Origin of the sequence: Actinoplanes aureus, from assembly GCF_015704865.1 — a bacterium.
Classification (GTDB): domain Bacteria; phylum Actinomycetota; class Actinomycetes; order Mycobacteriales; family Micromonosporaceae; genus Actinoplanes; species Actinoplanes aureus.
Genome location: NZ_JADQTO010000012.1, coordinates 95,431 through 121,012, shown reverse-complemented (window position 1 = coordinate 121,012; position 25,582 = coordinate 95,431). Strand labels below are relative to the sequence as shown.

Here is a 25,582-nt window from a genome sequence, read left to right as displayed (position 1 = left end):
CGTAGAACGCCGGGCCGGGTTCCGCAGACGGCCGAGACTGTGTTCAAGCCGGTGCGTACGGCTGGCCCTCGGCCGGTCCGGCCGGATCGGCTGAGACGCCGTCGTTCTTGTGTGCCTTCGCCAGGGTCTTGCCGACCGCGGCGAGGAGCTGACCGGCGGTGAACGGCTTCTCGATCACCTCGGTTCCGGGTGTGAACAGACGGTTCGGGCCGAGGATGCCGTCGATGTAGCCGGATACGTAGAGCACCGGTAGGCGGGGGTGGGTGCGGTGCAGGATCTCGGCGAGACGGGGACCTGACATGTCCGGCATGACGACGTCGGCTATCAACAGGTCACAGCCGTCGCAGGCGTGCACGGCCAGGGCGTCCGGGCCGCTGACGGCGGTCTGGACCTGATACCCGCCGGCGGCGAGTATGCGGGCGATGCTCGCGCCGAGGGCCGGTTCGTCCTCGACGATCAGGATTCGCTGGCCGTTGCCATGCGGCACCGCCGAGGCGGCGGGATTCGTGGATTCGGAGTCGTCCGGCGCCTCGGCGACCGGGAAGTACAGCCGGAACGTCGTGCCGATGCCGAGCTTGGAGCAGACGTCGATGCTGCCACCCGCGGCGGTGACGATACCGAAGACGGTGGCGAGGCCGAGTCCGGTGCCGTACCCCTTCGGCTTGGTGGTGAAGAAGGGTTCGAAGATGCGGGCCACGGTCTCCGGAGGCATCCCGGCGCCGGTATCGGTGACGAGAAGCTGAAGGTACCGCCCGCCCTTCACCGGCGGGCGCACGTCCGCCTGGTTCTCCTCGAGGTCGACGGCGTTGGCGGCGATCACCAGCGTGCCGCCCTCGGGCATCGCGTCGCGGGCGTTGACGGCGAGGTTGACGAGAATCTGCTGGATCTGGCCGGCGTCGGCGCGGATCTTCAACGGTGTGGGCGACGGCATCACCACCAGCTCGACGTGTTCGCCGAGGGTCCGCGCCAGCATGGCGTGCGCTTCGGCGATCGCGGCGTTGACGTCCATGATCTCCGGCCGGACGGCCTCGTGCCGGATGAAGCAGAGCAGCTGTGCGGTGAGTCCGGCCGCCCGTTCGGCAGCCATGCGGATGTGCGCCAGGTCGTCACGGGCTTCGGCGGAGACGTGTTCGGCGACGAAGTCGGTGTAGTTCAGGATGATGGCGAGGACATTGTTGAAGTCGTGGGCTATACCGCCGGCGAGCTGCCCCAGGCTCGCCATCCGCTGGGCCTCCCGGGCTCGTTCCGCGACCGCTCGCTGACGCGCTTCGGCAAGGACGGCGCCGATCAGCGCCAGGGCGGCGGCCACGATGCTCAGCATGATGATGTAGCGCCGGGTGGTGGCACCCACCGCTTCGAGACGGGCGAAACTGGTGTTCACTGTCGACGCGGACATCACAGCGGTGGCGTCGCAGCCGCTGGCGATCTGCGTGTAGAGCTCGATCTCCCGGCCGAGGACGAGCTCGGACGCGGCCGTGCGGTCCGCGGCGTCGCCGGTCCGGTACAGCTGCACGACCTTCCGGTCGACGGTCATGAACTCGTTGAACGCGGCCCGGACGGCGTTGATCGTCTCGGTGGCCGCGGACGGCGCGGACATTGTTTCCAAGGCGTTCAGTTCCCTGTCGAACCGCGCGGCCGCGTCGAGGAACTTCGCGCGGCTGGCTGAGGAGTCGTCGGCGGCACCGGGAACCGCGCGGATGATGTCCAGTGCGTACGCCGTCTGCCAGCCGTTGAAGTCCGCCGCCCGGAATTTCACCTGCTGCGCGGCTTGGGCCAGCTGCTGTGCCCGCTGTGCCTCGTCCGCGATCGTTTCCTGTCGGTTGGAAACGGAGTAGCCCAGCACGGCGACGGCGAGCAGCACCGCGATCGTCGCCGCGTTGATCAGTAGGCGTCGTCCGGCCGGGCGCCTCGACAGCCAGGTCATCTGATCGCACCCCGCCTTCTCGCACGACCGCTCAACCGCAAACCGCGCTGCTTTCGCCCGGCTGACCAGTCATACGGGATGTTGCCCGGCAAAACCCCGCGTTTCTTGCGCGGGACTCGACTCAGTCAGTCTCCCAAAATCTGCCGGAGGCCGCGCTGTTTTCCCTGGTCAGACAATCCCGTGCGGTCAGCTGACGACCACGACCGTGATGGTGTAGGTCTGCTCGTCCTGCGGGATGGTCACGGTGACCGTGCCCGGGCGGACGAAGCGCAGGTCCACGACGCCTGCCTCGTAGCTCTGTGACACCAGAGACCCGGGAGTCGCGTCCACCAGCCCCGGTCCGATCCCCTGCAGGCGCAGGACGCCGCCGGTGTGGAAGCACATCGACTTGACCAGGTCCAGCACGGTGTTGCGCAGGTCCAGGTCGTGCCGGACGGCGCCGAAGCAGGTGCCGGTCGGCTTGGTCGAGGTCGGTCCGGCGGTCGCCGGTCTGGGCGGCGGGGCCGGCTGTCTCGCGACGCCGGGCCCGGCACTTCGGGCCTGAGCTGACGCGCTGGGCGCGGGCGCCTCGTCGGCCTGCGCGGGTCGTGGGGACGCCGCCGGGCCGGCGCAGGCGGCCAGCGGGGCCGCCGTGATCAGGGCGAGCGCACCGGCGGCCGCGATATGGCGGAATTCGAGATGACGCATGACAGCTCTCTTTCGTCGTTCTGGCTTGTCACTCGGTTAGTCACCTCAGCACCGCCTTTTGTTCGCGTCTTCGTCAAGGTCATCATTTATCGGTGGTCGGTCAGGCGGGCGCGTAGCTGGCGCCGGGCCTCATGGATGCGCGACTTCACGGTTCCCTCCGGAATGTCGAGAAGCGCGGCGATGTCGCCGTAGCTCAGGCCCAGAACGTCGCGCAGGGCGGCCGCCTCGGAGTATTCCGGGCGCAGGCCTTCGAGGGCCCCGAGCAGGTCCAGCCGCGTAACGGCCACGATGCTGGTACGCCGGGGGTCGGGCCGGTCGGGCAGCGGTGTGCCGGCCGCCTCACCGTCGTGCCGGCGCCGGATCGCCTGGTAGGTCGACCGGGCCCGGTTGGCCGCGAGACTGTGCAACCAGGTGCGGAAGGTGGAGCGGCCGTGGAAGCCGCCGATCCCACGGGCCACCGCCCACAGCGTGTCCTGGCACGCTTCCTCGGCGTCCTGGCGGTTCGGGAGGAACCGGCCGCACAGCCGGAGCGTCTCCGGGCGCACCTCGACCAGCAGGGCGTTCAGCGCGGCACCATCCCCCGCCGACGCTTTCCGCGCGAGCGTTTCGATTTCGATTCCGTCGAATTCGCGGACCGTGGTATTCGTCATGCGGTCAGCATGCGCTCATGTCGCAAGCCCAGCGGCTTTTCGGTATGCCACGCCCCCGAATACCGGTGACCAGCAAATCCGACACCGCCGAGTCGATCGTGACCCTGCGGGTATGGCGGTCGGGTGGATCGCGTGCGGATGCGCTTCAACGGTTGGATCGCCGGTCTCGGTACGGCGAGCGGAACGCGGCTGGTGGTCGGACACTGGCCGGACTCGCCGTTCGGGCCGGTCACCGACGTCATGGTCGAACACGCGGACGGCCGCCGCGTGCTCCTCGCCGAGACCGAGGAGCTGGGCCGGTTCGTCGCCGAGACGTACTCCTTCGACCGGGTACGCGTGGTGCCGGTCTCGGTCGACAGGTCCGGGCCGGCGTGGACCGTCACGGCGGGCCCGCTCACGCTGCGCTTCATCACCGGCGGCCGCGGCCCGCTCGGCCGCCTCCTGCACGCGGTGCCGCCCGTGCTGGCGCGCCGGCTGCTGTGGGTCCGGTTGATCGACGTACCCGCCCGGCTACTGCGGGGGGTCCGTACGCACGGCAGCGCCGGCAACGGCCGCCGTGAGCGGTACGCGGTCCAGGACCTCCACCGGATCACTACGGCGACCGGCGTCCTGGACGGTGTGGATCTCGGCCGTCTCGCCGCGGTCGACCCACCGGTGCGGTTCGGGTTCGGCTCGACGCCGCGGTTCCCGGCGCTGGTGCGCGTCACCACCACGGTCGAGGTGCGCGCCAGGCGGAGGTGACGGAGAGGACGCGCCCTCTCCGTCACGTGGCCGCGCTACTCCGGGCCCTCCTGCAGCGCACTGGATGGACATCGTGGCGGATCTTCCGAAGCTGCTCGGCCGGTGATCGCCGGGTCCGAAGCAGCGGCGACCGGCAAGGCGAATCGGGCGCACGAGGGATCACCAGAGGGCATGCTGGGCGTGGGGGCCGCTCGGTTTCGGTCCGGTGTCAGGGATAGCCCCTCAGCTAGGGATGGTCCGGCAGGATGCAGGCGGGTCGGAATCCGGTCAGTTGCGGCGAGCGGATGTTCAGCGATCCGCAACGGATTCTCGCGGTCGCGTCCCACGCGTACGTGGCGATCAACGTCGCCGGCCGGGTGGTGGCGTGGAATACGGCTGCCTGCGTCACCTTCGGCTACTCCTACGACGAGGCATGCGGCGAAGATCTGGCCGAGATGATCATTCCGTTGCGGTTCCGGGCCATCCATCGGGCCGCGCTGGCCCGGCTGGCCGCCGGGTACCCCACGCACCTGCTCGATCAGCGCCTGCAACTGTGCGCCGTGCACCGCGACGGGCACGAGTTCCCGGTCGAGATGACCCTGGCCGCCACCGAGGAGCCGGCCGGACCGGTCTTTCACGCCTTCCTCCAGGACATCACCACCGCGCAGCGGGTCAGCCGGTTCACCGCGGTCGAGGCCGCCGTCTCGCGGGGCCTGGCCGAGGCCGGCAGCAGCGCCGCCGCCGCATCCAGCGTGGTCGCGGCACTGGGTGAGCAGATGGGCTGGCCGGTCACCGAGTTGTGGCAGTCCGACGACGAGCGGCAGCTGCTCACCTGCGCCGCTCGCCACCAGACCTGGCAGCGTGACCTGGCGGGCTTCGCCGTCGACGAGCTGGACGTCAGCGTCGGCCTGCCCGGCCGGGTGTACCAGCTGTCCCGGCCGGTGTGGATCGCGGATCTGGCAGCGGACACCGGCTCGTTCCGCAGTCGCGCCGCCGCCCGTGCCGGTCTGCACGTCGCCGTGGGCGTACCGATCTGCGCCACCGGGCACATCCTCGGTGTCCTGTGCGTCTACGGCGACCGGGTCGAAGACCCGGAGGAGACCCTCACCGCCCTGCTGATCGGCATCGCCGCACAGGTTGGTCAGTACCTCGAACGCCGCCGCGCCGAGGAACTCACCATCGAGCTGGCCAAGACCAAGGACGAATTCCTCGCCCTGGTCACCCACGAACTGCGCAACCCGCTCGCCGTGATCGCTACCGCGGTCGATGTTCTGCAGGAGGATCTCGAAGCTTTCACGCTCGACGAGCAACGCGACCACCTGCACGTCATCGCACGCAACGTGCAGCGGCTGAGCGTGATGGCGGAAGACCTGCTGGACCTGGCCCGGCTGGAAGCCGGACATCTCGTCCTGCAACTGACCCACACCGACCTGTCCGCGATCATCCGCGAAGCCGTGCAGGCCGCCACGCCCGCCGTCGACGAGAAGAAGCTGGCATTGATTGTCTTCCTGCCGGAGCACCTCGGGTTGCACGCCGATCCGCTACGGCTGCGCCAGGTCGCCGACAACCTGCTGTCCAACGCCGTCAAGTACACCCCGGCCGGCGGGACGATCACCGTCACCGCGGAGGCCGACGACACCCACGGCGAGATCGTCTGGACCGTCGCCGACACCGGCATCGGCATCCCCGCCGCCGACCGGCCGCACCTGTTCCGCCGCTTCTACCGCGCCTCCACGGCCATCGAACGCCGCATTCCCGGAACCGGACTCGGCCTCGTCATCACCCGCACCATCATCGAGCGCCACCACGGCACCATCACGCTCGCCGAGCCGGAGACCACAGGAACCACGTTCGTCATCAGGCTCCCCACCCACCCGCCGGACTGCCCGGACGACTAGGGCACGAGGCGCTCGAAGCCTTCGGCGGCGCGGGACGGGACGAACTCGGTGACCGCGTACTCGGCGAGGCCCTGCTGGCGGAACGGATCCGCGGAGAGCCGGCGCTCGAGATCTGCAGAAGAGACGTTTCCAGCGAGGATCACGCCGCCGACGCGGGGAACGCGACGGCCGGAGGCGATGAACACCCCGTCGGCGTACTGCTGGTCCAGCCAGGCGATGTGATCCTGAAGCGCGGCGTCGATCCGCGACAGGTCAGCGCGGTACGTCAGTATCACCACGAACATTTCATGATCGTATGTGGCGGCTGAGCAACACCGGCCACCGGTAGGTGTGTCACCGCCGGTGAAAGGTGAACCCAGATACAGCCTTGGTCGAGGTTTGCTCGCCGGTCACGCGTACCCCGAAGAAGCGAAACCGGCAGGCGGACCTCCACCCAGAGGGGGTCTGGGGTCGCTGTGTGGACGCCCAGCGGAACCTGCCGATGGGCCCGCACGACGCCTACGCCTGCACCAACACTCGTCATCGTCTGCACGTGTCCTCAGGTCGGCCCGTCGAGGTAGCCGACCTCCGCGGACTCAGCGGCGATGGCGACCCGGTAGCCCCAGCGCCGCAGAGCCCGGGCCATCCTCGCGGCGCCGGCCGGATTGGCAGAGTGGATGTTGATGAGGCCGACGTCGAACGGCCGGCCGGCGAAGGCGGCTCGTTCCAAGACCTCCACGACCGGCCAGATCGTGTCCTCCTCGCCGAGGTCATGATCGAGCCACAGTTCGTCGAGCGACCTGTCTCGGTAGTGCTCGAGGAGTCTCACACCGGCTGCGCTGGTCCGAGCCACCTCGGCGTCGCGGCCGTCGACGAACGAACGCAGATCGTCGACGAGCAGGACCCGGGCTTCGCTGGTGGACATCTCGCCATGATGCCTGAGGTCGCTGGCATCACGATCGGAGTGATTAAGCTGTGCTTCCGATGGAGAGCATCCCGCCGTACCGCGAAGCCAATCGGGCCCGGCTGCGCGGCACTCTGGTGCACGCCGCCCGGGAACTCGCGGTAACGCACGGGTGGGCGAACGTGCGGATGGCCCAGGTGGCCAGCGCCGCCGGCGTGAGCCGGCAGACGGTCTACAACGAGTTCGACAGCCGGGCCGGGCTCGCCGAGGCACTGGCGCTCCACGAGATCGAGCAGTTCACCTCGGAGGTACGGACCCGGCTGTTCGCACACGGCGGTGACATCCGCGCGGCCGGACATGCCGCGATCCTGCACACCTTGCGGGAGGCGGCTTCCAACCCGCTCGTCCATGCCATCCTGACCAGCGCCCGAGGTGGAACCGACGAGTTGCTCCCCTATCTGACGACCCGATCGGGAGCGCTGCTGGCCGCCGCCGGATCGGTGATCGAGGAGTGGGCGGCCGTACATCTGCCGGACGTCGAACCGGCGACGGTGACGCTGGCCGCCGAGTCCATCGTGCGACTCACGGTGAGCCACATCATCCTGCCGCTCGCCTCGCCGGCGGAGTCCGCCGACGCCCTCGCCGAAGTCTTGGTGCGGCTGCTCCGCTGAGACCGGAAGGCGGCTCCGGCATTTCGGGGGCGGAGTACCGAAGCCACCTTCCGGTCATCGCTGGAACTGTACACGAGATCCATCGATGTCATACTTCTTGACACCGCCTACAACTTTGTAAAGCATCCATCGGTATGGACACAGCCGTCAGCTCCTGGCGCGACTCCAAACGCCCGCTCTGGCCTCTCGCGCTCGCCGTACCCGCACTGCCGTTCGCGGCGCTTCTGCTCGCCACCGCCACCGGCTCCCCGTGGGCGTGGTGGCTGACCCCGGTCTTCATCCTCGGCGCCATCCCGATCATCGACCTCCTCGTCGGTGACGACCGGGCGAACCCGCCCGACGAGGCGGTTCCCGCGCTACAGGCCTCCCCCTACTACCGGTGGATCACCTACCTGTTCCTGCCCGCCCAGTACGCCGCGCTCGTCGTGACCTGCGCGGCCTGGACGGCCGATCCCGGCATCATCGGCGGCATCGGTCTCGTGCTCACCGCCGGGCTGGTCAACGGGATCGCCATCAACACCGCTCACGAGCTCGGCCACAAGCGGGAGACGGTGGAACGCTGGCTCTCCAAGATCGCTTTGGCGCCGACCGGGTACGGGCACTTCTTCGTCGAACACAACCGCGGGCATCACGTACGCGTCGCCACCCCGGAGGATCCGGCCAGTTCCCGGCTCGGCGAATCGTTCTGGCGGTTCTGGCCGCGTACGGTGCTCGGCAGCCTGCGATCGGCCTGGCACCTGGAGAGCAGCCGCCACCGGTTGCGCTCACGCAGCCGATGGCATCCCCGCAACGACATCCTCAACGCCTGGGCGATGACCGTCGCGCTCTTCACCGCGCTCGCCCTGACCTTCGGCCCAACCGTGCTGCTGTTCCTCGCCGCGCAGGCCGTGGTCGGCTTCTCCGTGCTGGAGGCGGTCAACTACCTGGAGCACTACGGGTTGCGGCGGCAGCGCAACGCCGCCGGCCGCTACGAGAAGGTCGACCCCCGGCACAGCTGGAACAGCAACCGGCTCACCACCAACGTGTTCCTCTTCCAGTTGCAGCGCCACAGCGACCACCACGCCAACCCGCTGCGCCGCTACCAGACCCTGCGCAGTTTCGACGTCTCCCCGCAGCTGCCCGCCGGTTACGCCACCATGCTGCTGCTCGCCCTGATGCCGCCACTGTGGCGTCGGGTGATGGACAAGCGGGTGCTGGCCCATTACGGCGGCGACCCGGCCCAGGCCAACGCCGTCCCCGGCTATCACGCGCGCCGGCCCGACCTCTAGGACATCTCTCGCGGTCAAGGTCCTATCCGGCCCAGCGTGGGTGCTGTCTGGCGGCTGTTGAGACAGCAGTGAGCGTGGGCCAAGCAAGATCACCGCAACCGGCCCCACCAACCGCCAGCAGGCACTGCGGACCAGGAAACCGCCTAGTCCGATACGGATCCGTCCAGCCAGCGCTCGATGCAGTGCAACAGGTCCTCGGCATCCACCGGCTTGGTCACGTAGTCGCTGGCGCCTGAAGCCAGGCTCTTCTCCCGGTCCCCGTGCATGGCCTTCGCGGTGACCGCGATGATCGGCAGGTGGGCGTACTTCGGCATGGCGCGGATCGCCGCGGTCGCGGCGTAACCATCCATCTCCGGCATCATCACGTCCATCAGGATGAGATCGACGTCGGCGTGCTGGGCGAGTACGTCGATGCCCTTGCGTCCGTTCTCCGCGTAGACGACCTCCATCCCATGCAGCTCGAGGATGTTGGTGAGGGCGAAGACGTTGCGGGCGTCGTCGTCGACGACCAGGACCTTGCGGCCGGCCAGCTTGCCGGGAAGCGCCGCCAGGTCGGTGATCGTCCCGGTGGTGATGGCCGGCGGCATGACCGGCGTCCCGGTTTCGGTGGACAGGTGCAGAGTGATGCGCTCGCGCAGTTCATCGAGGCTGGAGAGCAGCTCCAGCGGCCGGGTCTGGGCGAGGGCCTGCAGCAGGGTGTCCTGGTTCGACGACAGCTGGTGGGTGCGGTAGGCCAGGACGGGGAGGTGACGCAGCCCGGTCTGGTCGTGCAGTGCCTTGAGGAAGTCCGACCCGTTGTCGGCGGGCATGCCGAGGTCCAGGACCACGGCGTGGAACGGCTGTGCCGTCAGCTCGGCGATCGCCGCCGCCGAGTCGACCGCGGTGGCCACCTGGACGGCGCCGTGGGTCTCGGCGACGGCGGCCGCCGCGCCGCGGGCGATCAGGGTGAGCAGCCCTTGCGAGTCGCTCTCGATCACCAGGAGCCGACGGGTGGTGGCGGGGTTCACCGCATGCGGCTCGGCGAGCTGCTCGGGGATGAACACGTCGATGACCGGCGCATCGGCCGGGACGTCCGGGTGGTGCGCCGCCGTCTCGATCGGCATGTAGAGGGTGAAGGTGCTGCCCTGGCCGAGCACGCTGCGCGCCTGGATCTCACCGCCGAGCAGGTAGGCGATCTCCCGGCTGATCGACAGGCCCAGGCCGGTGCCGCCGTAGCGGCGGCTGGTCGTGCCGTCGGCCTGCTGGAAGGCGTCGAAGATGGCGGTCAGCTGCTGCTCGGCGATCCCGATGCCGGTGTCGCTCACCCGGAACGCGACGACCGTGTCGTTGCCGGCCAGCGCCTCGGGCAGTTCGTCGCCGTGTGCCCGCTCGATGCGCAGCCGGACCCGTCCGGATTCGGTGAACTTCACCGCGTTGGAGAGAAGGTTGCGCAGCACCTGGCGCAGACGCTGCTCGTCGGTGAACAGCCCGGTGGGCACGTCCGCGGCGGTGGACACCTCGAAGTCGAGGCCGCGGGACGTGGTCAGCGGCTGGAACGTCGCCTCCACGTAGTCGACCAGGTTGCGCAGCTCGAAGGCCTCCGGCGTGATGTCCATCTTGCCGGCCTCGACCTTGGACAGGTCGAGGATGTCGTTGATCAGTTGCAGCAGGTCGGTACCGGCCGAGTGGATGACGGTGGCGTACTCGACCTGCTTCGGGCTCAGGTTGCGAGTGGGGTTCTGCGCCAGGAGGTGAGCCAGGATGAGCAGGGAGTTCAGCGGCGTACGCAGCTCGTGGCTCATGTTCGCCAGGAACTCGGACTTGTACTTCGACGCCAGTGCCAACTGCTGGGCGCGGGCCTCCAGCTCCTGACGAGCCTGTTCGATCTCGGAGTTCTTCGTCTCGATGTCGCGGTTCTGCCGGGCCAGCAGGGTGGCCTTGTCCTCCAGGTCGGCGTTGGAACGCTGCAACTCCTCGGAACGCGCCTGCAGCTCCTCGGAGCGGGCCTGCAACTCGGCCGCGAGACGCTGCGACTCGGTGAGCAGCACATCGGTACGCGCGTTCGCCACCATGGTGTTGACGTTGACGCCGATCGTCTCCATCAACTGGTTCAGGAAGTCCCGGTGCACCTCGGTGAACCGGGTCATGCCGGCCAGTTCGATCACGCCGAGGACCTGGTCCTCCACCACGATCGGAAGCACCAGCAACTGCAGCGGAGCCGCCGAGCCGAGGCTGGACGAGACCGTGAAGTACCCGGCCGGCACTTCGTCGACCACGATGCGGCGTTTCGCGACCGCGGCCTGTCCGACCAGTGACTCGCCGAGGGCGAACCGGCGGCCCGAGCCGTTGTGTCCGTAGCTACCGACCACCCGCAACGCGGTCTGCCCGTCCGAGTCGTCGACCAGCAGGAACGTGCCGAGTTGGGCGTTGACCAGCGGAGCCAGCTCATTCATCACGAGGGTGGCGACCACCTCGAGGTCACGGTGGCCCTGCATGAGCGAGGAGATCCGGGCCAGGTTGGTCTTGAGCCAGTCCTGTTCCTGGTTGGCCCGGGTGGTCTCGCGCAGCGACTCCACCATGAAGTTGATGTTGTCCTTGAGTTCGGCCACCTCACCGGACGCGTCGACCGTGATGGAGCGGGTCAGGTCGCCGGTGGCCACGGCGCTCGTCACCTCGGCGATGGCGCGCACCTGCCGGGTCAGGTTGCCGGCGAGCTCGTTGACGTTCTCGGTGAGTCGTTTCCACGTACCGGAGACGCCTTCGACCTCGGCCTGGCCGCCCAGGCGGCCTTCGCTGCCCACCTCGCGCGCCACCCGGGTCACCTCGGCGGCGAACGACGACAGCTGGTCGACCATCGTGTTGATGGTGGTCTTCAGTTCGAGGATCTCGCCGCGCGCGTCCACGTCGATCTTCTTGGTCAGGTCGCCCTGCGCCACCGCCGTCGTGACCTGGGCGATGTTGCGGACCTGGCCGGTCAGGTTGTTCGCCATCGAGTTGACGTTGTCGGTCAGGTCCTTCCAGGTGCCGGCGACGTTCGGCACCCGGGCCTGGCCGCCGAGCTGGCCCTCGGTGCCGACCTCGCGGGCCACCCGGGTGACCTCGTCGGCGAAGGCACCGAGGGTGTCGACCATCGTGTTGATCGTCTGAGCCAGGACCGCGACCTCGCCCTTCGCCTCCACGGTGATCTTCTTGCTCAGGTCGCCCTGCGCCACCGCGGTCGCCACCAGGGCGATCGAGCGCACCTGGTTCGTCAGGTTGGAGGCCATCACGTTGACGTTGTCGGTCAGGTCCTTCCAGGTGCCGCCGACGTTCGAGACGCGGGCCTGACCGCCGAGACGGCCCTCGGTGCCCACCTCGCGGGCCACCCGGGTGACCTCGTCGGCGAACGCGGACAGCTGATCGACCATCGTGTTGATGGTCTCCTTCAGCTCCAGGATCTCACCGCGCGCGTCGACCCGGATCTTCTGGCTCAGGTCGCCCCGGGCCACCGCCGTGGTCACCTCGGCGATGCTGCGCACCTGCGCGGTGAGGTTGTCACCCATGACGTTCACCGACTCGGTGAGGTCCTTCCAGGTGCCGGACACGCCCTTCACGTCGGCCTGGCCACCGAGCCGGCCCTCGGTGCCCACCTCGCGGGCCACCCGGGTCACCTCGTCGGCGAACGACGACAGCTGATCCACCATCGTGTTGATGGTGTTCTTCAACTCCAGGATCTCGCCGCGCGCGGCGACGGTGATCTTCTGCGACAGGTCACCCCGGGCCACCGCGGTGGCCACCTGCGCGATGCTGCGTACCTGGCCGGTGAGATTGCCGGCCATCGAGTTCACCGAGTCGGTCAGGTCGCGCCAGGTTCCCGCGACGCCGCTCACCTGCGCCTGACCGCCGAGCCGCCCGTCGGTGCCCACCTCGCGGGCCACCCGGGTCACCTCGTCGGCGAACGACGACAGCTGATCCACCATCGTGTTGATCGTGCTCTTGAGCTCGAGGATCTCGCCGCGCGCGTCCACGGTGATCTTCTGCGACAGATCACCCCGGGCCACCGCCGTGGTCACCTGCGCGATGTTGCGCACCTGGTTGGTCAGGTTGCCGGCCATGAAGTTCACCGAGTCGGTCAGGTCGCGCCAGGTTCCCGCGACGCCCGGGACCTCTGCCTGACCGCCGAGCCGGCCCTCGCTGCCGACCTCCCGGGCCACCCGGGTCACCTCGTCGGCGAACGACGACAGCTCGTCCACCATCGTGTTGATGGTGTCCTTCAGCTCCAGGATCTCGCCGCGCACATCCACGGTGATCTTCTGCGACAGATCACCCCGGGCCACCGCCGTCGCCACCTGCGCGATGTCACGGACCTGGTCGGTCAGGTTGCCGGCCATCGCGTTCACCGAGTCGGTGAGGTCCTTCCACGTGCCGGACACCGCCGGAACATCGGCCTGCCCGCCCAGCTGACCCTCGGTGCCCACCTCCCGGGCCACCCGGGTCACCTCGGAGGTGAACAGCGACAGCTGGTCCACCATGCCGTTGAAGACGGTCGCGATCTCGGCGAGCAGCCCGTCACCGTCCTCCGGCAGCCGGGTACGGAAGTCGCCGTCGCGCACCGCGGTCAGACCGGCGAGCAGCTGTCGCAGGTCCAGGTCGGCGACCGCGGCGGTCTCCGTCCCCGTCGTCGGCTGCTGCGTCGCGGACATCGTCTCGGTCATCGCTGTGCCTGATCCTTTCCGGCGACCACACAGGTGGGGGGCGTAACGTGCCATGGTCGGCCGTAAGTATGCACATGGCGAAGGGTTCGTCATCGCACAGGCGTGCGACGGCCATTCGAAGATTGCGCCAGCGTGCCCGGGGTACAACGGCGGAGGTAACCCATATCGGAAGGAAATGCATGGCCGACGGTCCCTGACGCGGGCCCCTCCGTCCGAACTCCGGAAGTATGTTGATCATGGCAACTGGCGTAACGGTCATGCGATGACCGTGCAACATTCCGACCATCTGCGGGCTGACGTCTTCGTGCACAGCGCGTTGATCTTCGGCACGACTGGCGAGGCGGCCGCGGCGCTGATACCCGAGCTGCGTCGCTCGGCGATCGCCTACGACGAGGTGCTGCTGGTGGTCGGTGAGCCGATCCGGGCACTGCTCGCCGAGCGGGTGGGTGACCTGGGCGGCGTGCTGCGGTCCGGCGATCCGGCGGCTTTCTACCAGCGCCTCGGTTTCGCCTACGAGGGATTCCGCCGGTACTTGGCCGAGCAGGCGGACGCCGGGCGGCGGGTACACGTGATCGCCGAACCGGAGCTGGCCGACGGGCTGGACGACGGACTGCGGGACGACCGGACCACCGCCTTCCTGGCGTACGAGGCGATCTGCAACGAGACATATGCACCGTACGGATCCGCGGTGACCTGTCTGTGGGACAGCCGGCACCACCCGGCGACCGTTCTCGACGGCGTCCGGTCCACGCACTCCCACCTGCTCACACCGGCCGGCTCACGACCTAGCGCCCAGTACATGGCACCGGACGCATACCTCGCCGGGCGGCGTCACGAATCCCTCGCAGCGGTGCCCCGTGATGTCGATCACGACCACACTCTGACCGGCGTCGCCCAGCTCAGCGCCCTACGGTCGGCCTTGACGGGCTGGGCAGCCGGTCAGGGCTTCGCGGAGGAACCCGCCGATGATCTGGTCGTCGCCGTGGTGGAGATCGCCAGCAACGGACTGCGTCACGCCGGCACCCCGGTCCGGGTCCGCGCCTGGCGTCGCGGAGACACCCTCGTCGTCCAGTGCGACGACTCCGCGGGCATGCCGGTGCCGGCCACGGCGGGATATCACCGGCCCGGCGCCACCGGCGCCGTGCCGGGCGGCCGCGGATTGTGGCTCGCCCGGCAACTCGCCGACATCGTGCTCGTGGATTCCGCGGCCGGCCGGACGTCGGTGCGGCTGCACTTCCCGTACGCCGTCATGCATCGCCGCCCAGCTTGACACTCACCCCCCGAACAGGTTCCGCAGCTGCTGGTTGAAGGTCAGGACGGACAGGAAGCCGAACAGCAGGAAGGCCCACACCAGGGCGGCGACCCGGCCCGTGCCCGGGCGGATCTCCTTCGGCAGCACCCGGCGATTCACCAGGATCAGCAGCGCCGAGTAGATGAACATCATCAGTCCTCCGGTGACGGCGGAGATCACCAGCAGGACCAGCGGCTGGGACAGGCCGGACAGGATGACGATGATGCCGATCACGACCAGGCCCCAGACCAGCCCGAAGTAGATCTTGCTCTCGTTGGCGTTCTTCATGTACGCGGTCTTGAGGACGTCGGCGCCCAGCCGGCTGGTGTAGTCCACGATGCCGAGAGCCGCGGCGAACAGCGAGAACGCGCCGATGATCCAGAAGAAGGTGCCGAACCAGCCGCCGACCGCCGCGTTGAGCGCGTCACCCTCGACCTTGAGGAAGGAGATGTTGCTTTCCAGCCCCTCCTTGCCGAACACGGTGGCGTACGCCAGCAGCGAGGTGAAGAGGATGGTCAGGAAGCTGATCAGCACGAAGGTGATCAGCTGCTCCCGGTTGGCGAACGACCACCAGCGCCGCCACCGGCCGAGGTTCTCCTGGGTGGGCTCGAAGATGAATCCGGTCGACGGCGCGGCCTCCGGCTGGCCGGTCACCGGGCTGACGATCCGCGGCACGTAGGCGCCCATGCCGAACCTCTTGTCCCGGATCCAGTTGCTCTGGCAGAGGTTCTGCCCGCCACCGGCGCCGGCGAACGCCAGCGCGCCCAGCAGCAGCGCGAAGCCGAGTTCCTCGTAGGGCAGGCCGGCCTTCGTGATGATCTGCGGGGTGTCGGACCACGCCGTGGCGCCGATCGCGGCCACCGCGCCGATCGCGATCAGCAGCAGGACGGCCGCCACCTTAACCATCTCGGTCTTCTCGAGTGCCTGGTAGACCACCGGCGCCATGGTCAGGCTGATGCCGATCACGAGCAGGATGCCGATCGCGATCGGCGCGACGCTGCCGCCGACCAGGTAGGTGATCAGCGTCGCCGAGCTGGTGGCCCAGCCCGGCCAGATGTTGGCGAAGTAGGCCATGACCGCGAAGACCAGACCCCAGTGCCGCCAGTACCGGCTGAACCCGGTGAGCGCGGTCTCGCCGGTGGCGAGTGTGTACCGCTCGATCTCCATGTTGAGGAAGTACTGGGTGGCCAGGCCCACGAGAGCGGCCCAGATGAACACCAGGCCGACCTGGGAGGCGATGTAGGGGTAGAGGATGAACTCGCCGCTGGCCATGCCGACGCCGGCGGCGATGATGCCCGGCCCGATCACCTTGCGGAAGTTGGCCGGCGGCTCAGGCATGTCGCGCACCTTGGGCGCGGCCAGGTACTTGGTCGGGAAGAGATCCACCACCGAGCTGGTTCCGCCCGGTTTACCGGTGCTGACCATCGTGTCTCCTCAGGTCGTGAGTGGACGAGACTGGCGCTTCTCAGACAGAGATGGCGGGGTAGTTCCCCGTACCGTGCGGGGTGAATCCGACGTGCCGATCGGTGAGGTCCTCGCTGCGCCGCACGCCGAGCAGCTGCATCGAGCGCCGGTACTCCTCGGCGAGGATCTCGGCGGTGCGGAGCACGCCGTCGCGCCCGCCGGCCATGAGGCCGTACAGGTAGGCGCGTCCGATCATGACCGCGTCCGCACCGAGTGCGCGGGCGGCAAGGATGTCCTGGCCGTGCAGGACGCCGCCGTCGATGAGTACGGTGGCCTCCGGCCCGACCGCGGCCCGGATCGCCGGGAGCACGTCCAGGGTGGCCGCCGAGCGGTCCAGCTGGCGCCCGCCGTGGTTGGAGACCACCACGCCGTCGACGCCGCGTCCCATGACCTCACGCGCCGACGCGGGCGTGGTCACGCCCTTGACGACGACGTTGCCCCGCCAGCGTTCGCGCAGCCAGTCCAGCGAGCTCAGATCCAGGCCGGGATCGAACATCATGCTCGCCACCTGGCCCGGGGTCGGGTTGCCCGGGACGCTGGAGAGCGAGGCGAAGGTCAGCCCGCCGGTGGACAGCATGTTGAACCACCACCCCGGGAACCGGGACATGTTCAGCACGGTCCGGGCGGTGAGCGTCGGCGGAATGGTGAGGCCGTTGACGACGTCGCGCAGCCGCATCCCGGAGACGGTCGTGTCGACGGTCAGCAGGATCGTGGTGTACCCGGCGGCCTCCGCCCGGGAGAGCAGGTCCTCGTTGATCCGCGGGTCGGAGGTGAAGAAGAGCTGGAACCACAAGTCGCCGTCGGGGGACGCGGCCCGCACATCCTCGATCGATGTCGAGCCCACCGTCGACAGCGCGTACGGCACGCCGAAGTGTTGTGCCACCTCGGCGACGGCCGCCTCCCCGTGGTGGTGCATCATCCGCGTGTAGCCGGTCGGCGCGAACACCAGTGGCATGGCGATGCGCCGCCCCAGCAGGGGCACGGTGAGGTCGGGATCGGCGACCGAACGCAGTGCGTCCGGGTGGAACGTGACGCGCCGGTAGGCGGCGATGTTCCGCGCCGCGGTGATCTCCTCCTCCGCCGCCCCGTCCACGTAGTCGAAGACGGCCCGGGGAGTGGTGCGCCGGGCGGCGGCGCGCAGGTCGCTGACCGAGAGTGCCCGCGCCAGCCGGCGCTCGGTCCGGCTCAGCCGCGGCTTCCGGAACTGCACGAGGCCGCGCAGCTCCGACCATTTCGGCAGGTGCCGGACGGTCTTGACCGGCGCGAGGGGCGGCTTCTCGGTGATTGTCGTCCCTCCCCTCCCTGGACCAGGGCCGGAACGTGATCACCCAGAACTGTAAGTAATCTCACACTCGGCCGTCAACCTGCGGATTCCCGTGGTCGTCGACGCGACCACGGGAATCCGGGGTGTTCCGGTGCTACTGCAGGTTGAGCGTCATCGTGTTGCCGGGGCCGGACAGCAGCAGGGTCAACAGCGGCGTGAGCAGGCCGCACCCGGTGAACGGCGGGATCGTGTAGGTGCCCACCATGGTGATGGGCTTGGACAGGTCCACCGGGGTGGTGTTGTTCAGCGTCAAGGTCGACGCCCGCACCGTGCGGCAACCCGGCTTCACCAGGTTGATCCGCGGCAGGGCGTCCTTGTGCACGTCGGTGACCTGGAGCGTGAAGGTCGTCGTGGTCGACAGCTTGGACGCGCCGAGGTCGATGGTTCCGGTCAGTCCGCCCACCGGCACGATCTTCACCGTCGAGGTGACCCCGATCAGGTTGGCCAGCTTCAGCTTCGCGGTGAGGTCGGCCAGGTTGGCGCTGCCGGTGACCGTGTTGGTCTCCAGGTCGATCTGGGTCTGCACGGACGACGTCGGGACGGCGACGTCGACGTCCGGCTTGGCCAGGTGTGTCGTGCCCGTGACGTTGTTGAAGTTGATCGGGATGGGCGCGGCCTGTGCCGGGGCGCCGACAGTGAGGGCGGCGGCGGCCCCGAGCAGGGCCGTCGTGGCGAGCGTGATGGTGCGACGAAGGTGACCCACGGTTCCTCCATAGGGCGTGGTGTCTGGTGACGGACGGGGTGGTGGACGTCCGAAAAGGTTCGCGAACCGGCATGCCGCCCTGAGGTTACCCGAGGGTAGGTTTTAGCGGAAGACCGACATCGTCGCTGCTCATGCCCGTACTAGCCGCGACAACCGTCGATGTTCGGCCGGGAGCCGGTGCGGCCGGACCACCAGGAAGAAGACCAGGGTGGCGGCCAGCATGCCGCCGAAGACGACGATGGCCATGGCGACCGCGCCGACCCCGAGCATGCCAACCAGCGGTGCGGCTACCGCGCCTACGCCGAACTGGATCGCCCCGAGCAGGGCGGCCGCGGTTCCGGCCGCTTCGCCGTGGCGGGAAAGGGCCAGCGCGGGTGCGTTCGGCATGGCCAGGCCGACCATGGTGAGCACCAGCCAGAGCGGGATCAGGACGCCGGCCAGTCCGCCGGTCTCGGTGGCGGCCAGCAACAGCAGCACCACGCCGAACCCGACACCGGCCAGCAGCGAACCGCCCAGGATCTGCTGCGGCGTCCAACGGCGCAGCAGGCGGACATTGAACTGGGTGGCGCCGATCAGGCCGACCGCGCCGCCCGCGAAGACCAGCGCGAACTGCTGCTCGCTCATGCCGTACTCGTCCTGGAAGACGTAGGACGAGCCGCTCACGTACGCGAACAGCGCCGCCATCGCCAGCCCGGCCACCAGGACCAGACCCACGTAGACCCGGTCGGTGAAGAGGCGGCCGTAGTCGCGGACCGTACCCCGCACGCCCCCGCTGCGGCGCCCGGTGGCCGGCAGGGTCTCCGGCAGGACCAGCGCGGCCGCCACCATGATGGCGGCACCGGCGGCGGCCAGCACCACGAACACCCCGCGCCAGGAGGTCCAGCCCAGCACCAGGCCACCGACCGTGGGAGCCAGGATCGGCGCCACCCCGACGACCAGCATCAGGCGGGAGAACAGGCGGGCCGCGGCGAAGCCGTCGAACAGGTCGCGCACCATGGCCATCGCGACCACGGCGGCCGCGGCGGCACCCAGACCCTGCAGGACTCGCAGCGTGCCGAGCATCGCCAGGTCGGGCGCGAACACGCACAGGATCGACGCGAGCACGTGCACCGCGACGCCGGCGAGCAGCGGCAGCCGCCGGCCGACGGCATCGGAGAGGGGGCCGATCAGCAACTGCCCGAACGCGAGGCCGACCAGCGTCCCGGTCAGCGTCAGCTGCACGGCGGCGGCGCTGGTGTGCAGGTCGGTGGTGATCGTCGGCAGAGCCGGGAGGTACATGTCGATGGTCAGTGGCCCCAGCGCGGTGAGGAAGCCGAGCACGAGCACGATGCGGAAGCGGCGCCCGAGCGGGAGCAGCTCTCCGGGGGATAGGTCGTCGGCGGGTTCGGTCAACGTGCGAGTCTCGGCCACCCCTTCGACAAGCCGCCACCCGACCAGGATCTTCCGCCCGTGCGGCATTGGTAAGACTGGTCACAGCCGGTGCGCCCGCACCGCCCGCCAGCTGGTATTTCGCTTGCCATCGGGGCCGGACGAGGACCGCGGTGACGCCTGCGCCGCGGCCAGTACCACCGCCCCGCAGACCGCGACCAGGATCCACCCCGGCCGGGTCGCCTCGCCGGAGAGGAGACCATCGGCTGTACCGGAACGCGCCACGATGCCACCGGCCAGCGCGACGCCCAGCGCCGCGCCGACCTGGCGGGCGGTGGAGGTGATGCCGCCGGCCACCCCGGCGCGTTCCGGCGGCAGGCCACTCACCGCCGTGTTCGTGATCGGCGCGTTGGCGAAGCCGACTCCGATCCCGGCGAACAGGTACGCCATAAGCAGCACCGGCATCGCGGTCGCGTCACCGATGCCGACCAGCAGGAACCCGCCGATCGCGATGCACACCCCGGCCACCTGGAGCGGCAGCCGCGCCCCGACCCGGCCGACCAGACGGCCGGACAGCGGCGCGCACACCGTCGCGCCGATCGCCATCGGCAAGGTGACCAGCCCGGCGGCGAGCGGATCCAGTCCCCGAGCTTGTTGCAGGTAGAGGGTGCCGAGCAGCAGCGTCACGTTCAGCGCGACGAAGACCGCCACCGCCCCGCCCGCGGCCGCTGCGAAGGGCGCCCGGCGGAACAGCCGCAGATCCATCAGCGGTTCCGCGCGCCGGGTCTCGACCCTGGCGAACGCCACCGCGGCGGCCGCGATCACCGCGTACCCGAGCAGCAGCGCCGGGGACGACCAGCCGAGGCGCGGGCCCTCGATGAGCACCGCCACGGTCGCGCCGACCAGCACGATCAGCAGGAGCTGGCCGGGAACGTCCAGTCGCCGGGGCTTCGGCGCACGCGACTCCGGAACGTACCGCGCGGTCAGCACCAGCACGATCGCGATGATCGGCAGGTTGGCCCAGAACACCAGCCGCCACCCGGATCCGGCGACCAGCAGCCCGCCGAGCACCGGCCCGGCCGCCATGCTCAGGCCGAACACCGCGGCCCACACCCCGATCGCCTGGGCCCGCTCGCGCGGATCGGTGATCACGCTGACCACGATGGCGAGGGCGACCGGGCTCAGCATCGAGCCGCCCACACCCTGTATCGCCCGCGCCGCCACCAGGACGCCGATCGACGGCGCCAGCGCGCAGGCCACCGAGCCGATCGCGAACAGCACCAGGCCGAGCCGGAACACCCGGCGCCGGCCGATCCGGTCGGCCAGCGCGCCCGAGCTGATCAGCAGGCTCGCCAGCACCAGGGTGTACGCGTCGATCGTCCACTCCAGGTCCGCGGTGGCGAGCCCCAGATCGCGCCCGATCGACGGCAACGCCACGTTGACGATCGTCGTGTCCAGACCGACGAGGAAAATGCTTGTGGCACAGATGGCCAGTGTCTTCACGCCTCTCACGCCGGGAATCGTCGCCGCGTCCACCCCCGGCCGACGAGGAAATTTGCGAAGACCGCAAACTGCTCCCGTGGACCCCGAACTGGAGCGGTTGCTCGACGGCATCGGCCCCCGGCTGCGCCGGATCCGGCAGGACCGCGGCCTCACCCTGGAGGATCTGGCCGGCACCATCGGCCTGTCGGTGAGCACCCTGTCCCGGCTGGAGTCCGGCAAGCGCCGCCCCACCCTGGACCTGCTGCTGCCGCTGGCCCGGGCCTACCGGATGGCCCTGGACCATCTGATCGGCGCACCGCCTACCGGCGATCCCCGCGCTCACCTGAGGCCGCACCACCACCACACCCGGACCGGTAACAGCAGCGTGGTGATCCCGCTGACCACGTACCCGGGGCGGGTTCAGGTCTTCAAGCAGATCCTCGGCGCCGGGCCGGCGTCACCGGAGCTGGTGTCGCACCCCGGGCACGCCTGGTTCTACGTGCTGGCCGGCCGGGTACGCCTGCTGCTCGGCACCGAAGAGCGGCTGCTCGACCCCGGCGACAGCGCGGACTTCGACACCGGCGAGCCGCACTGGTTCGGCCCCGCCTCGGAGACGCCCGCCGAGATCCTGCACCTCTACGAGAGCACCTCGAGCCGCTTGACCTGACCCCGATACGTCAGATGCAGCCGGACGTACCCACCGGCCGCCACCCGCGCGTAGTCGCGGCGGCTGACCGGTGTCCCGGCGATCGGGTCCCGGCCGTCGTCGACCGCGATCCAGAAGTTCTCCACGTTGTCGTCCTCGCCACTGCGGATGATCTTCCGTTCCAGGACCCGGCCCTCCACCACGCGGGTGGTCAGGTGACCGGTCAGGAACCAGGCCGCGAGCAGCAGCGCGACCGCGGTCGCGGCGCCGACGGCGGGATGCGGGAAGACCAGCAGCATGATGCCGAGGTTCAGGCCGATCCATCCCAGCACCAGGCCGGCCCACAGCGCCGAACGTGGGCGGTAGCTGCCGGGCCGCCCGTACCGCACGGACCGGCCGTCGACCACGGATCGCCGCCGGGCGCGATCACGCCGGGCGTCCCGGACTCCGGCGACCACCCCGAGACCGCCGAGGACCAGGACCAGCGACCAGGCCGCGATGTCCTTGAACAGCTCCACGCCCGCATTGTCGGCCGCCGATGCAACAGCGCCGGCTAGCCGCCGTGTTCGTGGTGGGTGGTGAGCTGCGGCGCGCCGCCCGGTTCGACCACCACGAACTGGCCCATCATGCCCTCGTCCTCGTGGCGCAGCACGTGGCAGTGGAACATGTACGGCGTGGCCGGGTCCGCGAAGTCGGTGAACCGCATGATCACTCGATAGCCCTCGTGCGGCGGCAGGTAGACGGTGTCCTTCCAGCCGCTCAGCAGCGGCGGCACCGGCCCGCCGTCGGTCCGGGCCAGCACCTGGAACTGCACGTCGTGGATGTGGAAGCTGTGCGGCGTACCGTGCCCGTTTCGGACCGTCCACACCTCGGTGCTGTCCCGGGTGACCACCGCGTCGACCCGGCCGTGTTCCATCTTGCGGCCGTTGATGTCGCGGGTGCTGAATCGCATCTCACGGGTCTCGGCGGCCGACGCCGGGTCGAGACGCGGAACCGCCACCAGCGTGGACGGCACCGCCGGGCTGGGTTTCAACGTCGCGGCGGCCCGCAACTCCAGTACGTCGAACCGGTCGCCACCACCCTGGAAGCGGCGCGTCGCGAAGTCACCCTCCGGGGCCGGTGGCCCGCTGCGCAGCACCACCCGCTCGCCGGGGCGCATCGCGACCAGCACCTCGGCCCGCTCGCCGGTCGACAGCATCAGCCGCTCCACCTGGTGCGGCCGGTCGAGCAGGCCGCCGTCGGAGCCGATCAGCGTGAAGGGCCGCCCGTCGGAGAGCGAGAAGTTGAAGATCCGGGCGGTCGACGCGTTCAGCAGCCGCAGCCGGACCAGCGTGGTGGTGACGTCCAGGTACGGCCCCGGCACGCCGTTGACCAGCACGGAGTCGCCGAGGATGCCGATCTCGCTGCCGAACCGGCCGGATTCGGTGAGCTGCCCGTCGTCGTCGAACGCCTTGTCCTGCACCATCACCGGGATGTCGTCGACCCCGTACTCGTGCGGCAGCGTGGCCACGTCGGTGTCCGGGTCGTCGATCAGGAACATCCCGGCCAGCCCGCGGTACACCTGGGTCTCGGTCCGCTCGTGCGGGTGCGGGTGGTACCAGAGGGTCGCGGCCGGCTGGTCCACCCGCCACCGCGGTGCGAACGTCTCGCCCGGCCGGATCGGCCGGTCGGGGCCGCCGTCCATCCGGGCCGGCAGGTGCATGCCGTGCCAGTGCACCGTGGTGTCCTCGCCGAGCTGGTTGGTGATGTTGACGACGACCTGCTCACCGCGCTTCGCCCGCAGCGTCGGCCCGAGGTGCGCACCGTTGTAGCCCCAGGTCGCGCTCGGCTCACCCCGCCCGAGGTCGGTCTGGCCGGCCTGGGCGCGCAGCTCGAACACCCGCCGGCCGTCTTTGTCCACGGTGGATGGTGCGAGCGGCGGCACGGCGAGCGCCCGGTCGAAGCTCACCTCGCCGACCGTGTCGATCGGCGGCCGGGTGAGCACCCAGACACCCACGCCGGCGCCGACCACGCCCAGCACGATCAGAAGCAGCAGACCGCGGAACAACCACTTGCGCACGACGTACCGCCTCCGGCGATCGACAACGGGACAACCCGAGGCTGCCCGCCTGCCAGGCACGTTTCCAGAGCCACGAGCGCAAGCCGGGGAAAGGTCCGGGCGGTGCCCGGAGAACCAGATCAGGGAAACCATTGAGGTACGGGACAACGGCCGTCAACCGAAGTCCACGGGTCCCCGGACTACCGCGCGAGCAAGCATCCGCTTGCGGCCTCAGCGCGACCGCCGGGCCCGGCTGCCCGCTCCCGCGATCCGGTGCGGACCGCTCCGTCCGGTGACGGCGCCCGGGGTGGACCGGCCGGTCCGGGACTTACGACGAGGCGCTCTCGGCGCCGGCCGGGCTCAGGGCTTTGGTGCGGCGGCGCACGCGCCGCCAGGTCCTCGTGACCGCGGCGGTCGCGGTCAGCCAGAGCACCCGGACGATGCCCACGCCGGTCAGCAGGGTCTCGCCCGCGATCGCCGCCACGCGGTCCATCACCGTGTGGGCGCGGGCCAGGTCGTCCTTGTCGTCCTGCAGCTCCCAGAGCCGTTCGGCCTGCTCCCAGGCCATCGCGCGGGTGGTGCGCACCAGCACCCGCTGGGTCCAGTCGTCGAGGTCGCCCACGCAGCGGTCGATCTGCATCTGCCAGGCGGTGGCGAACCGGCGGCGCAGCGGCGGGATGTGCTTGTAGAAGATCTTGTTCACGACCAGATAGTCCGGGTGCTGCGGGCCGTCGCCGGGATAGCCGAGCCGGCGCCAGGTGGCGACCAGGGCGAGGGCCAGGTCGTGGTTGATGTGCGCGTTGACGCCGAGCACCGCGGCCTCGAGGGCGGTCACCTCGCCGTCGTGGGCGCGGCAGAACAGCACCTCCCAGGCGTCCGGGGTGTCCCCGTCCGGCCGGGCCCAGGACGCCAGCGCGGTGAAGTACAGCCGGGCGAACTCGACGTCGAGCACCTCGAGCCAGCGGGCGTCGGTGACGTCCGGGCCGCGCAGGTGGTCGGCGACCTGCTCGGTGATCGTCAGGTACAGCGAGTTGAACGCGGCGACCCGGTTGTTGCCCGGGCTCGGCGGCAGGGTGTCGAGGATCTGCTGCAACACCTTGAGACGGGCGATCACGCCGGCGATGTCCTCCGGCGGCTCCCGCAACGCCTCGGCCATCTCGAGATGCGCCGGCTCCCAGCCGCGCACCACCGTGCCGCGGCCGTTGAGCCGCCGGCGGCCGTCCCGGAGCCGCTCCGCGCTCGACTCCACCCGCGCTCGTTCGAAACCCACCACGACCACCCCTCCCCCGGCGAACACCTCATCGTGGGTGTCAGCCGGGGCAGGGTGCGTCAGAAATTCGCGTCCGGAGAGTCGGATCCATGACATTGACCGTTTTGGACGCGATCGCGGGGCTGGTCGTCCGGTGCTCAGTTCACCCGGCGACGGGTGCCGTTCCGAGGGCTTTGGCCTTCAGGTGCTCGAACTCGGCGGCGCTGATGGTGCCGGAGTCCAGCAGTTCCTTCGCCCGGGCGATCTCGTCGGTGGCGCTGCGCGGGCCCGCCGCCGCTCCCGATCCGGCCACCGAGCGGATGTAGGCCTCCTGTTGCTGCTGCAACTGGCTGTGCGCGGCGGCGGCGCGCTCGGACATGCCGCCACCCCGGGCGATCAGGTAGACCAGGGCGCCGAGGGTCGGTAGGAAGATGATGAACAGGGTCCACAGTGTCTTGGCGAGCCCGCCGAGGTCCCGGCTGCGGAACAGGTCGCCGAAGATCCAGAAGAGGCAGACGAGCCATGCCACGAAGATGAAGAACTGCAGCAGGGCCAGGAAGTAGGAACCGTTGTCGTCGAACATGCCATCAGTGCAGCGCCCACGCGCCGGCCCGGCCTCATCCCTGACGGATTAATTCGACCG

Annotated in this window: 21 protein-coding genes; 6 read left to right on the top strand and 15 right to left on the bottom strand. The window is 69.7% G+C overall.

Annotated elements, in window-relative coordinates; all coding sequences use genetic code 11:
- Positions 1–43: 43 nt before the first annotated feature.
- The 3 genes from I4J89_RS25095 to I4J89_RS25085 form a co-directional block, all read right to left on the bottom strand.
- Positions 44–1,924, bottom strand: a complete 1,881-nt coding sequence (locus tag I4J89_RS25095) for an ATP-binding protein (RefSeq protein WP_196416512.1) — start codon at positions 1,922–1,924, stop codon at positions 44–46.
- A gap of 186 nt (positions 1,925–2,110) precedes the next feature.
- Positions 2,111–2,611 (bottom strand): hypothetical protein, encoded by a 501-nt coding sequence (locus tag I4J89_RS25090; protein WP_196416511.1) that lies wholly within the window; start codon positions 2,609–2,611, stop codon positions 2,111–2,113.
- Positions 2,612–2,697: 86 nt separating this feature from the next.
- Positions 2,698–3,261 (bottom strand): RNA polymerase sigma factor, encoded by a 564-nt coding sequence (locus I4J89_RS25085; RefSeq protein ID WP_196416510.1) that lies wholly within the window; start codon positions 3,259–3,261, stop codon positions 2,698–2,700.
- A 138-nt stretch (positions 3,262–3,399) separates the two neighbouring features.
- On the opposite strand from I4J89_RS25085, the gene I4J89_RS25080 reads away from it, so the two are divergent.
- Positions 3,400–4,002, top strand: a complete 603-nt coding sequence (locus I4J89_RS25080; RefSeq protein WP_230859546.1) for a hypothetical protein — start codon at positions 3,400–3,402, stop codon at positions 4,000–4,002.
- A 245-nt stretch (positions 4,003–4,247) separates the two neighbouring features.
- Positions 4,248–5,879 (top strand): sensor histidine kinase, encoded by a 1,632-nt coding sequence (locus I4J89_RS25075; RefSeq protein WP_196416508.1) that lies wholly within the window; start codon positions 4,248–4,250, stop codon positions 5,877–5,879.
- Here I4J89_RS25075 and I4J89_RS25070 read toward each other — a convergent pair.
- Positions 5,876–6,163 carry a YciI family protein gene (locus I4J89_RS25070; RefSeq protein WP_196416507.1) on the bottom strand — a complete coding sequence of 96 codons (288 nt, stop codon included), beginning with the start codon at positions 6,161–6,163 and terminating at the stop codon, positions 5,876–5,878. The genes I4J89_RS25075 and I4J89_RS25070 overlap by 4 nt on opposite strands.
- A gap of 254 nt (positions 6,164–6,417) precedes the next feature.
- Positions 6,418–6,783, bottom strand: coding sequence for a cyclic-phosphate processing receiver domain-containing protein (locus I4J89_RS25065; protein WP_196416506.1), 366 nt, complete (start codon positions 6,781–6,783; stop codon positions 6,418–6,420).
- 59 nt (positions 6,784–6,842) lie between these two features.
- Here I4J89_RS25065 and I4J89_RS25060 point away from each other — a divergent pair, with 59 nt between their 5' ends.
- Positions 6,843–7,433, top strand: a complete 591-nt coding sequence (locus I4J89_RS25060) for a TetR/AcrR family transcriptional regulator (protein ID WP_196416505.1) — start codon at positions 6,843–6,845, stop codon at positions 7,431–7,433.
- Positions 7,434–7,567: 134 nt separating this feature from the next.
- The gene (locus I4J89_RS25055) at positions 7,568–8,701 is read left to right on the top strand and encodes an alkane 1-monooxygenase (RefSeq protein ID WP_196416504.1); all 1,134 of its coding nucleotides are present in this window, start codon (positions 7,568–7,570) and stop codon (positions 8,699–8,701) included.
- Between the two features lie 143 nt (positions 8,702–8,844).
- Here the strand turns inward: I4J89_RS25055 and I4J89_RS25050 are convergent, their stop codons facing one another.
- Complete coding sequence (locus tag I4J89_RS25050) at positions 8,845–13,374, bottom strand: HAMP domain-containing protein (RefSeq protein WP_196416503.1); 4,530 nt, start codon at positions 13,372–13,374, stop codon at positions 8,845–8,847.
- A gap of 262 nt (positions 13,375–13,636) precedes the next feature.
- Between I4J89_RS25050 and I4J89_RS25045 the strand changes: the two genes are divergently transcribed.
- Positions 13,637–14,644, top strand: a complete 1,008-nt coding sequence (locus tag I4J89_RS25045) for an ATP-binding protein (protein ID WP_196416502.1) — start codon at positions 13,637–13,639, stop codon at positions 14,642–14,644.
- 3 nt (positions 14,645–14,647) lie between these two features.
- Here I4J89_RS25045 and I4J89_RS25040 read toward each other — a convergent pair whose 3' ends face one another.
- The 5 genes from I4J89_RS25040 to I4J89_RS25020 form a co-directional block, all read right to left on the bottom strand.
- Positions 14,648–16,090, bottom strand: a complete 1,443-nt coding sequence (locus I4J89_RS25040; RefSeq protein WP_196416501.1) for an Nramp family divalent metal transporter — start codon at positions 16,088–16,090, stop codon at positions 14,648–14,650.
- A gap of 40 nt (positions 16,091–16,130) precedes the next feature.
- Positions 16,131–17,339 (bottom strand): alpha-hydroxy acid oxidase, encoded by a 1,209-nt coding sequence (locus I4J89_RS25035; RefSeq protein WP_309238473.1) that lies wholly within the window; start codon positions 17,337–17,339, stop codon positions 16,131–16,133.
- Positions 17,340–17,547: 208 nt separating this feature from the next.
- On the bottom strand, positions 17,548–18,156 hold the full coding sequence (locus tag I4J89_RS25030; protein WP_196416500.1) for a hypothetical protein: 609 nt from the start codon (positions 18,154–18,156) through the stop codon (positions 17,548–17,550).
- Between the two features lie 129 nt (positions 18,157–18,285).
- Positions 18,286–19,566, bottom strand: coding sequence for a multidrug effflux MFS transporter (locus tag I4J89_RS25025; RefSeq protein WP_309238483.1), 1,281 nt, complete (start codon positions 19,564–19,566; stop codon positions 18,286–18,288).
- A 60-nt stretch (positions 19,567–19,626) separates the two neighbouring features.
- Positions 19,627–21,036, bottom strand: a complete 1,410-nt coding sequence (locus I4J89_RS25020) for an MFS transporter (protein ID WP_309238472.1) — start codon at positions 21,034–21,036, stop codon at positions 19,627–19,629.
- 67 nt (positions 21,037–21,103) lie between these two features.
- Between I4J89_RS25020 and I4J89_RS25015 the strand changes: the two genes are divergently transcribed.
- Positions 21,104–21,673 carry a helix-turn-helix domain-containing protein gene (locus I4J89_RS25015; RefSeq protein ID WP_196416497.1) on the top strand — a complete coding sequence of 190 codons (570 nt, stop codon included), beginning with the start codon at positions 21,104–21,106 and terminating at the stop codon, positions 21,671–21,673.
- Here the strand turns inward: I4J89_RS25015 and I4J89_RS25010 are convergent.
- The 4 genes from I4J89_RS25010 to I4J89_RS24995 form a co-directional block, all read right to left on the bottom strand.
- Positions 21,643–22,170 carry a hypothetical protein gene (locus I4J89_RS25010; RefSeq protein ID WP_196416496.1) on the bottom strand — a complete coding sequence of 176 codons (528 nt, stop codon included), beginning with the start codon at positions 22,168–22,170 and terminating at the stop codon, positions 21,643–21,645. The two genes, I4J89_RS25015 and I4J89_RS25010, sit on opposite strands and share 31 nt — an antisense overlap.
- A gap of 35 nt (positions 22,171–22,205) precedes the next feature.
- Complete coding sequence (locus tag I4J89_RS25005) at positions 22,206–23,711, bottom strand: multicopper oxidase family protein (RefSeq protein ID WP_309238471.1); 1,506 nt, start codon at positions 23,709–23,711, stop codon at positions 22,206–22,208.
- 307 nt (positions 23,712–24,018) lie between these two features.
- On the bottom strand, positions 24,019–24,960 hold the full coding sequence (locus I4J89_RS25000; RefSeq protein WP_196416494.1) for a DUF5995 family protein: 942 nt from the start codon (positions 24,958–24,960) through the stop codon (positions 24,019–24,021).
- A 142-nt stretch (positions 24,961–25,102) separates the two neighbouring features.
- Positions 25,103–25,522: an SHOCT domain-containing protein gene (locus I4J89_RS24995; protein ID WP_196416493.1), complete on the bottom strand. Its 420-nt coding sequence runs from the start codon at positions 25,520–25,522 to the stop codon at positions 25,103–25,105.
- Between the last annotated feature and the right edge of the window lie 60 nt (positions 25,523–25,582).

Coding starts and splice junctions, on each gene's coding strand:
- I4J89_RS25095 (WP_196416512.1), bottom strand. CDS start 1,924: ATGACCTGGCTGTCGAGGCGCCCGGCCGGACGACGCCTACTGATCAAC.
- I4J89_RS25090 (WP_196416511.1), bottom strand. CDS start 2,611: ATGCGTCATCTCGAATTCCGCCATATCGCGGCCGCCGGTGCGCTCGCC.
- I4J89_RS25085 (WP_196416510.1), bottom strand. CDS start 3,261: ATGACGAATACCACGGTCCGCGAATTCGACGGAATCGAAATCGAAACG.
- I4J89_RS25080 (WP_230859546.1), top strand. CDS start 3,400: ATGCGCTTCAACGGTTGGATCGCCGGTCTCGGTACGGCGAGCGGAACG.
- I4J89_RS25075 (WP_196416508.1), top strand. CDS start 4,248: ATGCAGGCGGGTCGGAATCCGGTCAGTTGCGGCGAGCGGATGTTCAGC.
- I4J89_RS25070 (WP_196416507.1), bottom strand. CDS start 6,163: ATGTTCGTGGTGATACTGACGTACCGCGCTGACCTGTCGCGGATCGAC.
- I4J89_RS25065 (WP_196416506.1), bottom strand. CDS start 6,783: ATGTCCACCAGCGAAGCCCGGGTCCTGCTCGTCGACGATCTGCGTTCG.
- I4J89_RS25060 (WP_196416505.1), top strand. CDS start 6,843: ATGGAGAGCATCCCGCCGTACCGCGAAGCCAATCGGGCCCGGCTGCGC.
- I4J89_RS25055 (WP_196416504.1), top strand. CDS start 7,568: ATGGACACAGCCGTCAGCTCCTGGCGCGACTCCAAACGCCCGCTCTGG.
- I4J89_RS25050 (WP_196416503.1), bottom strand. CDS start 13,374: ATGACCGAGACGATGTCCGCGACGCAGCAGCCGACGACGGGGACGGAG.
- I4J89_RS25045 (WP_196416502.1), top strand. CDS start 13,637: ATGACCGTGCAACATTCCGACCATCTGCGGGCTGACGTCTTCGTGCAC.
- I4J89_RS25040 (WP_196416501.1), bottom strand. CDS start 16,090: ATGGTCAGCACCGGTAAACCGGGCGGAACCAGCTCGGTGGTGGATCTC.
- I4J89_RS24995 (WP_196416493.1), bottom strand. CDS start 25,522: ATGTTCGACGACAACGGTTCCTACTTCCTGGCCCTGCTGCAGTTCTTC.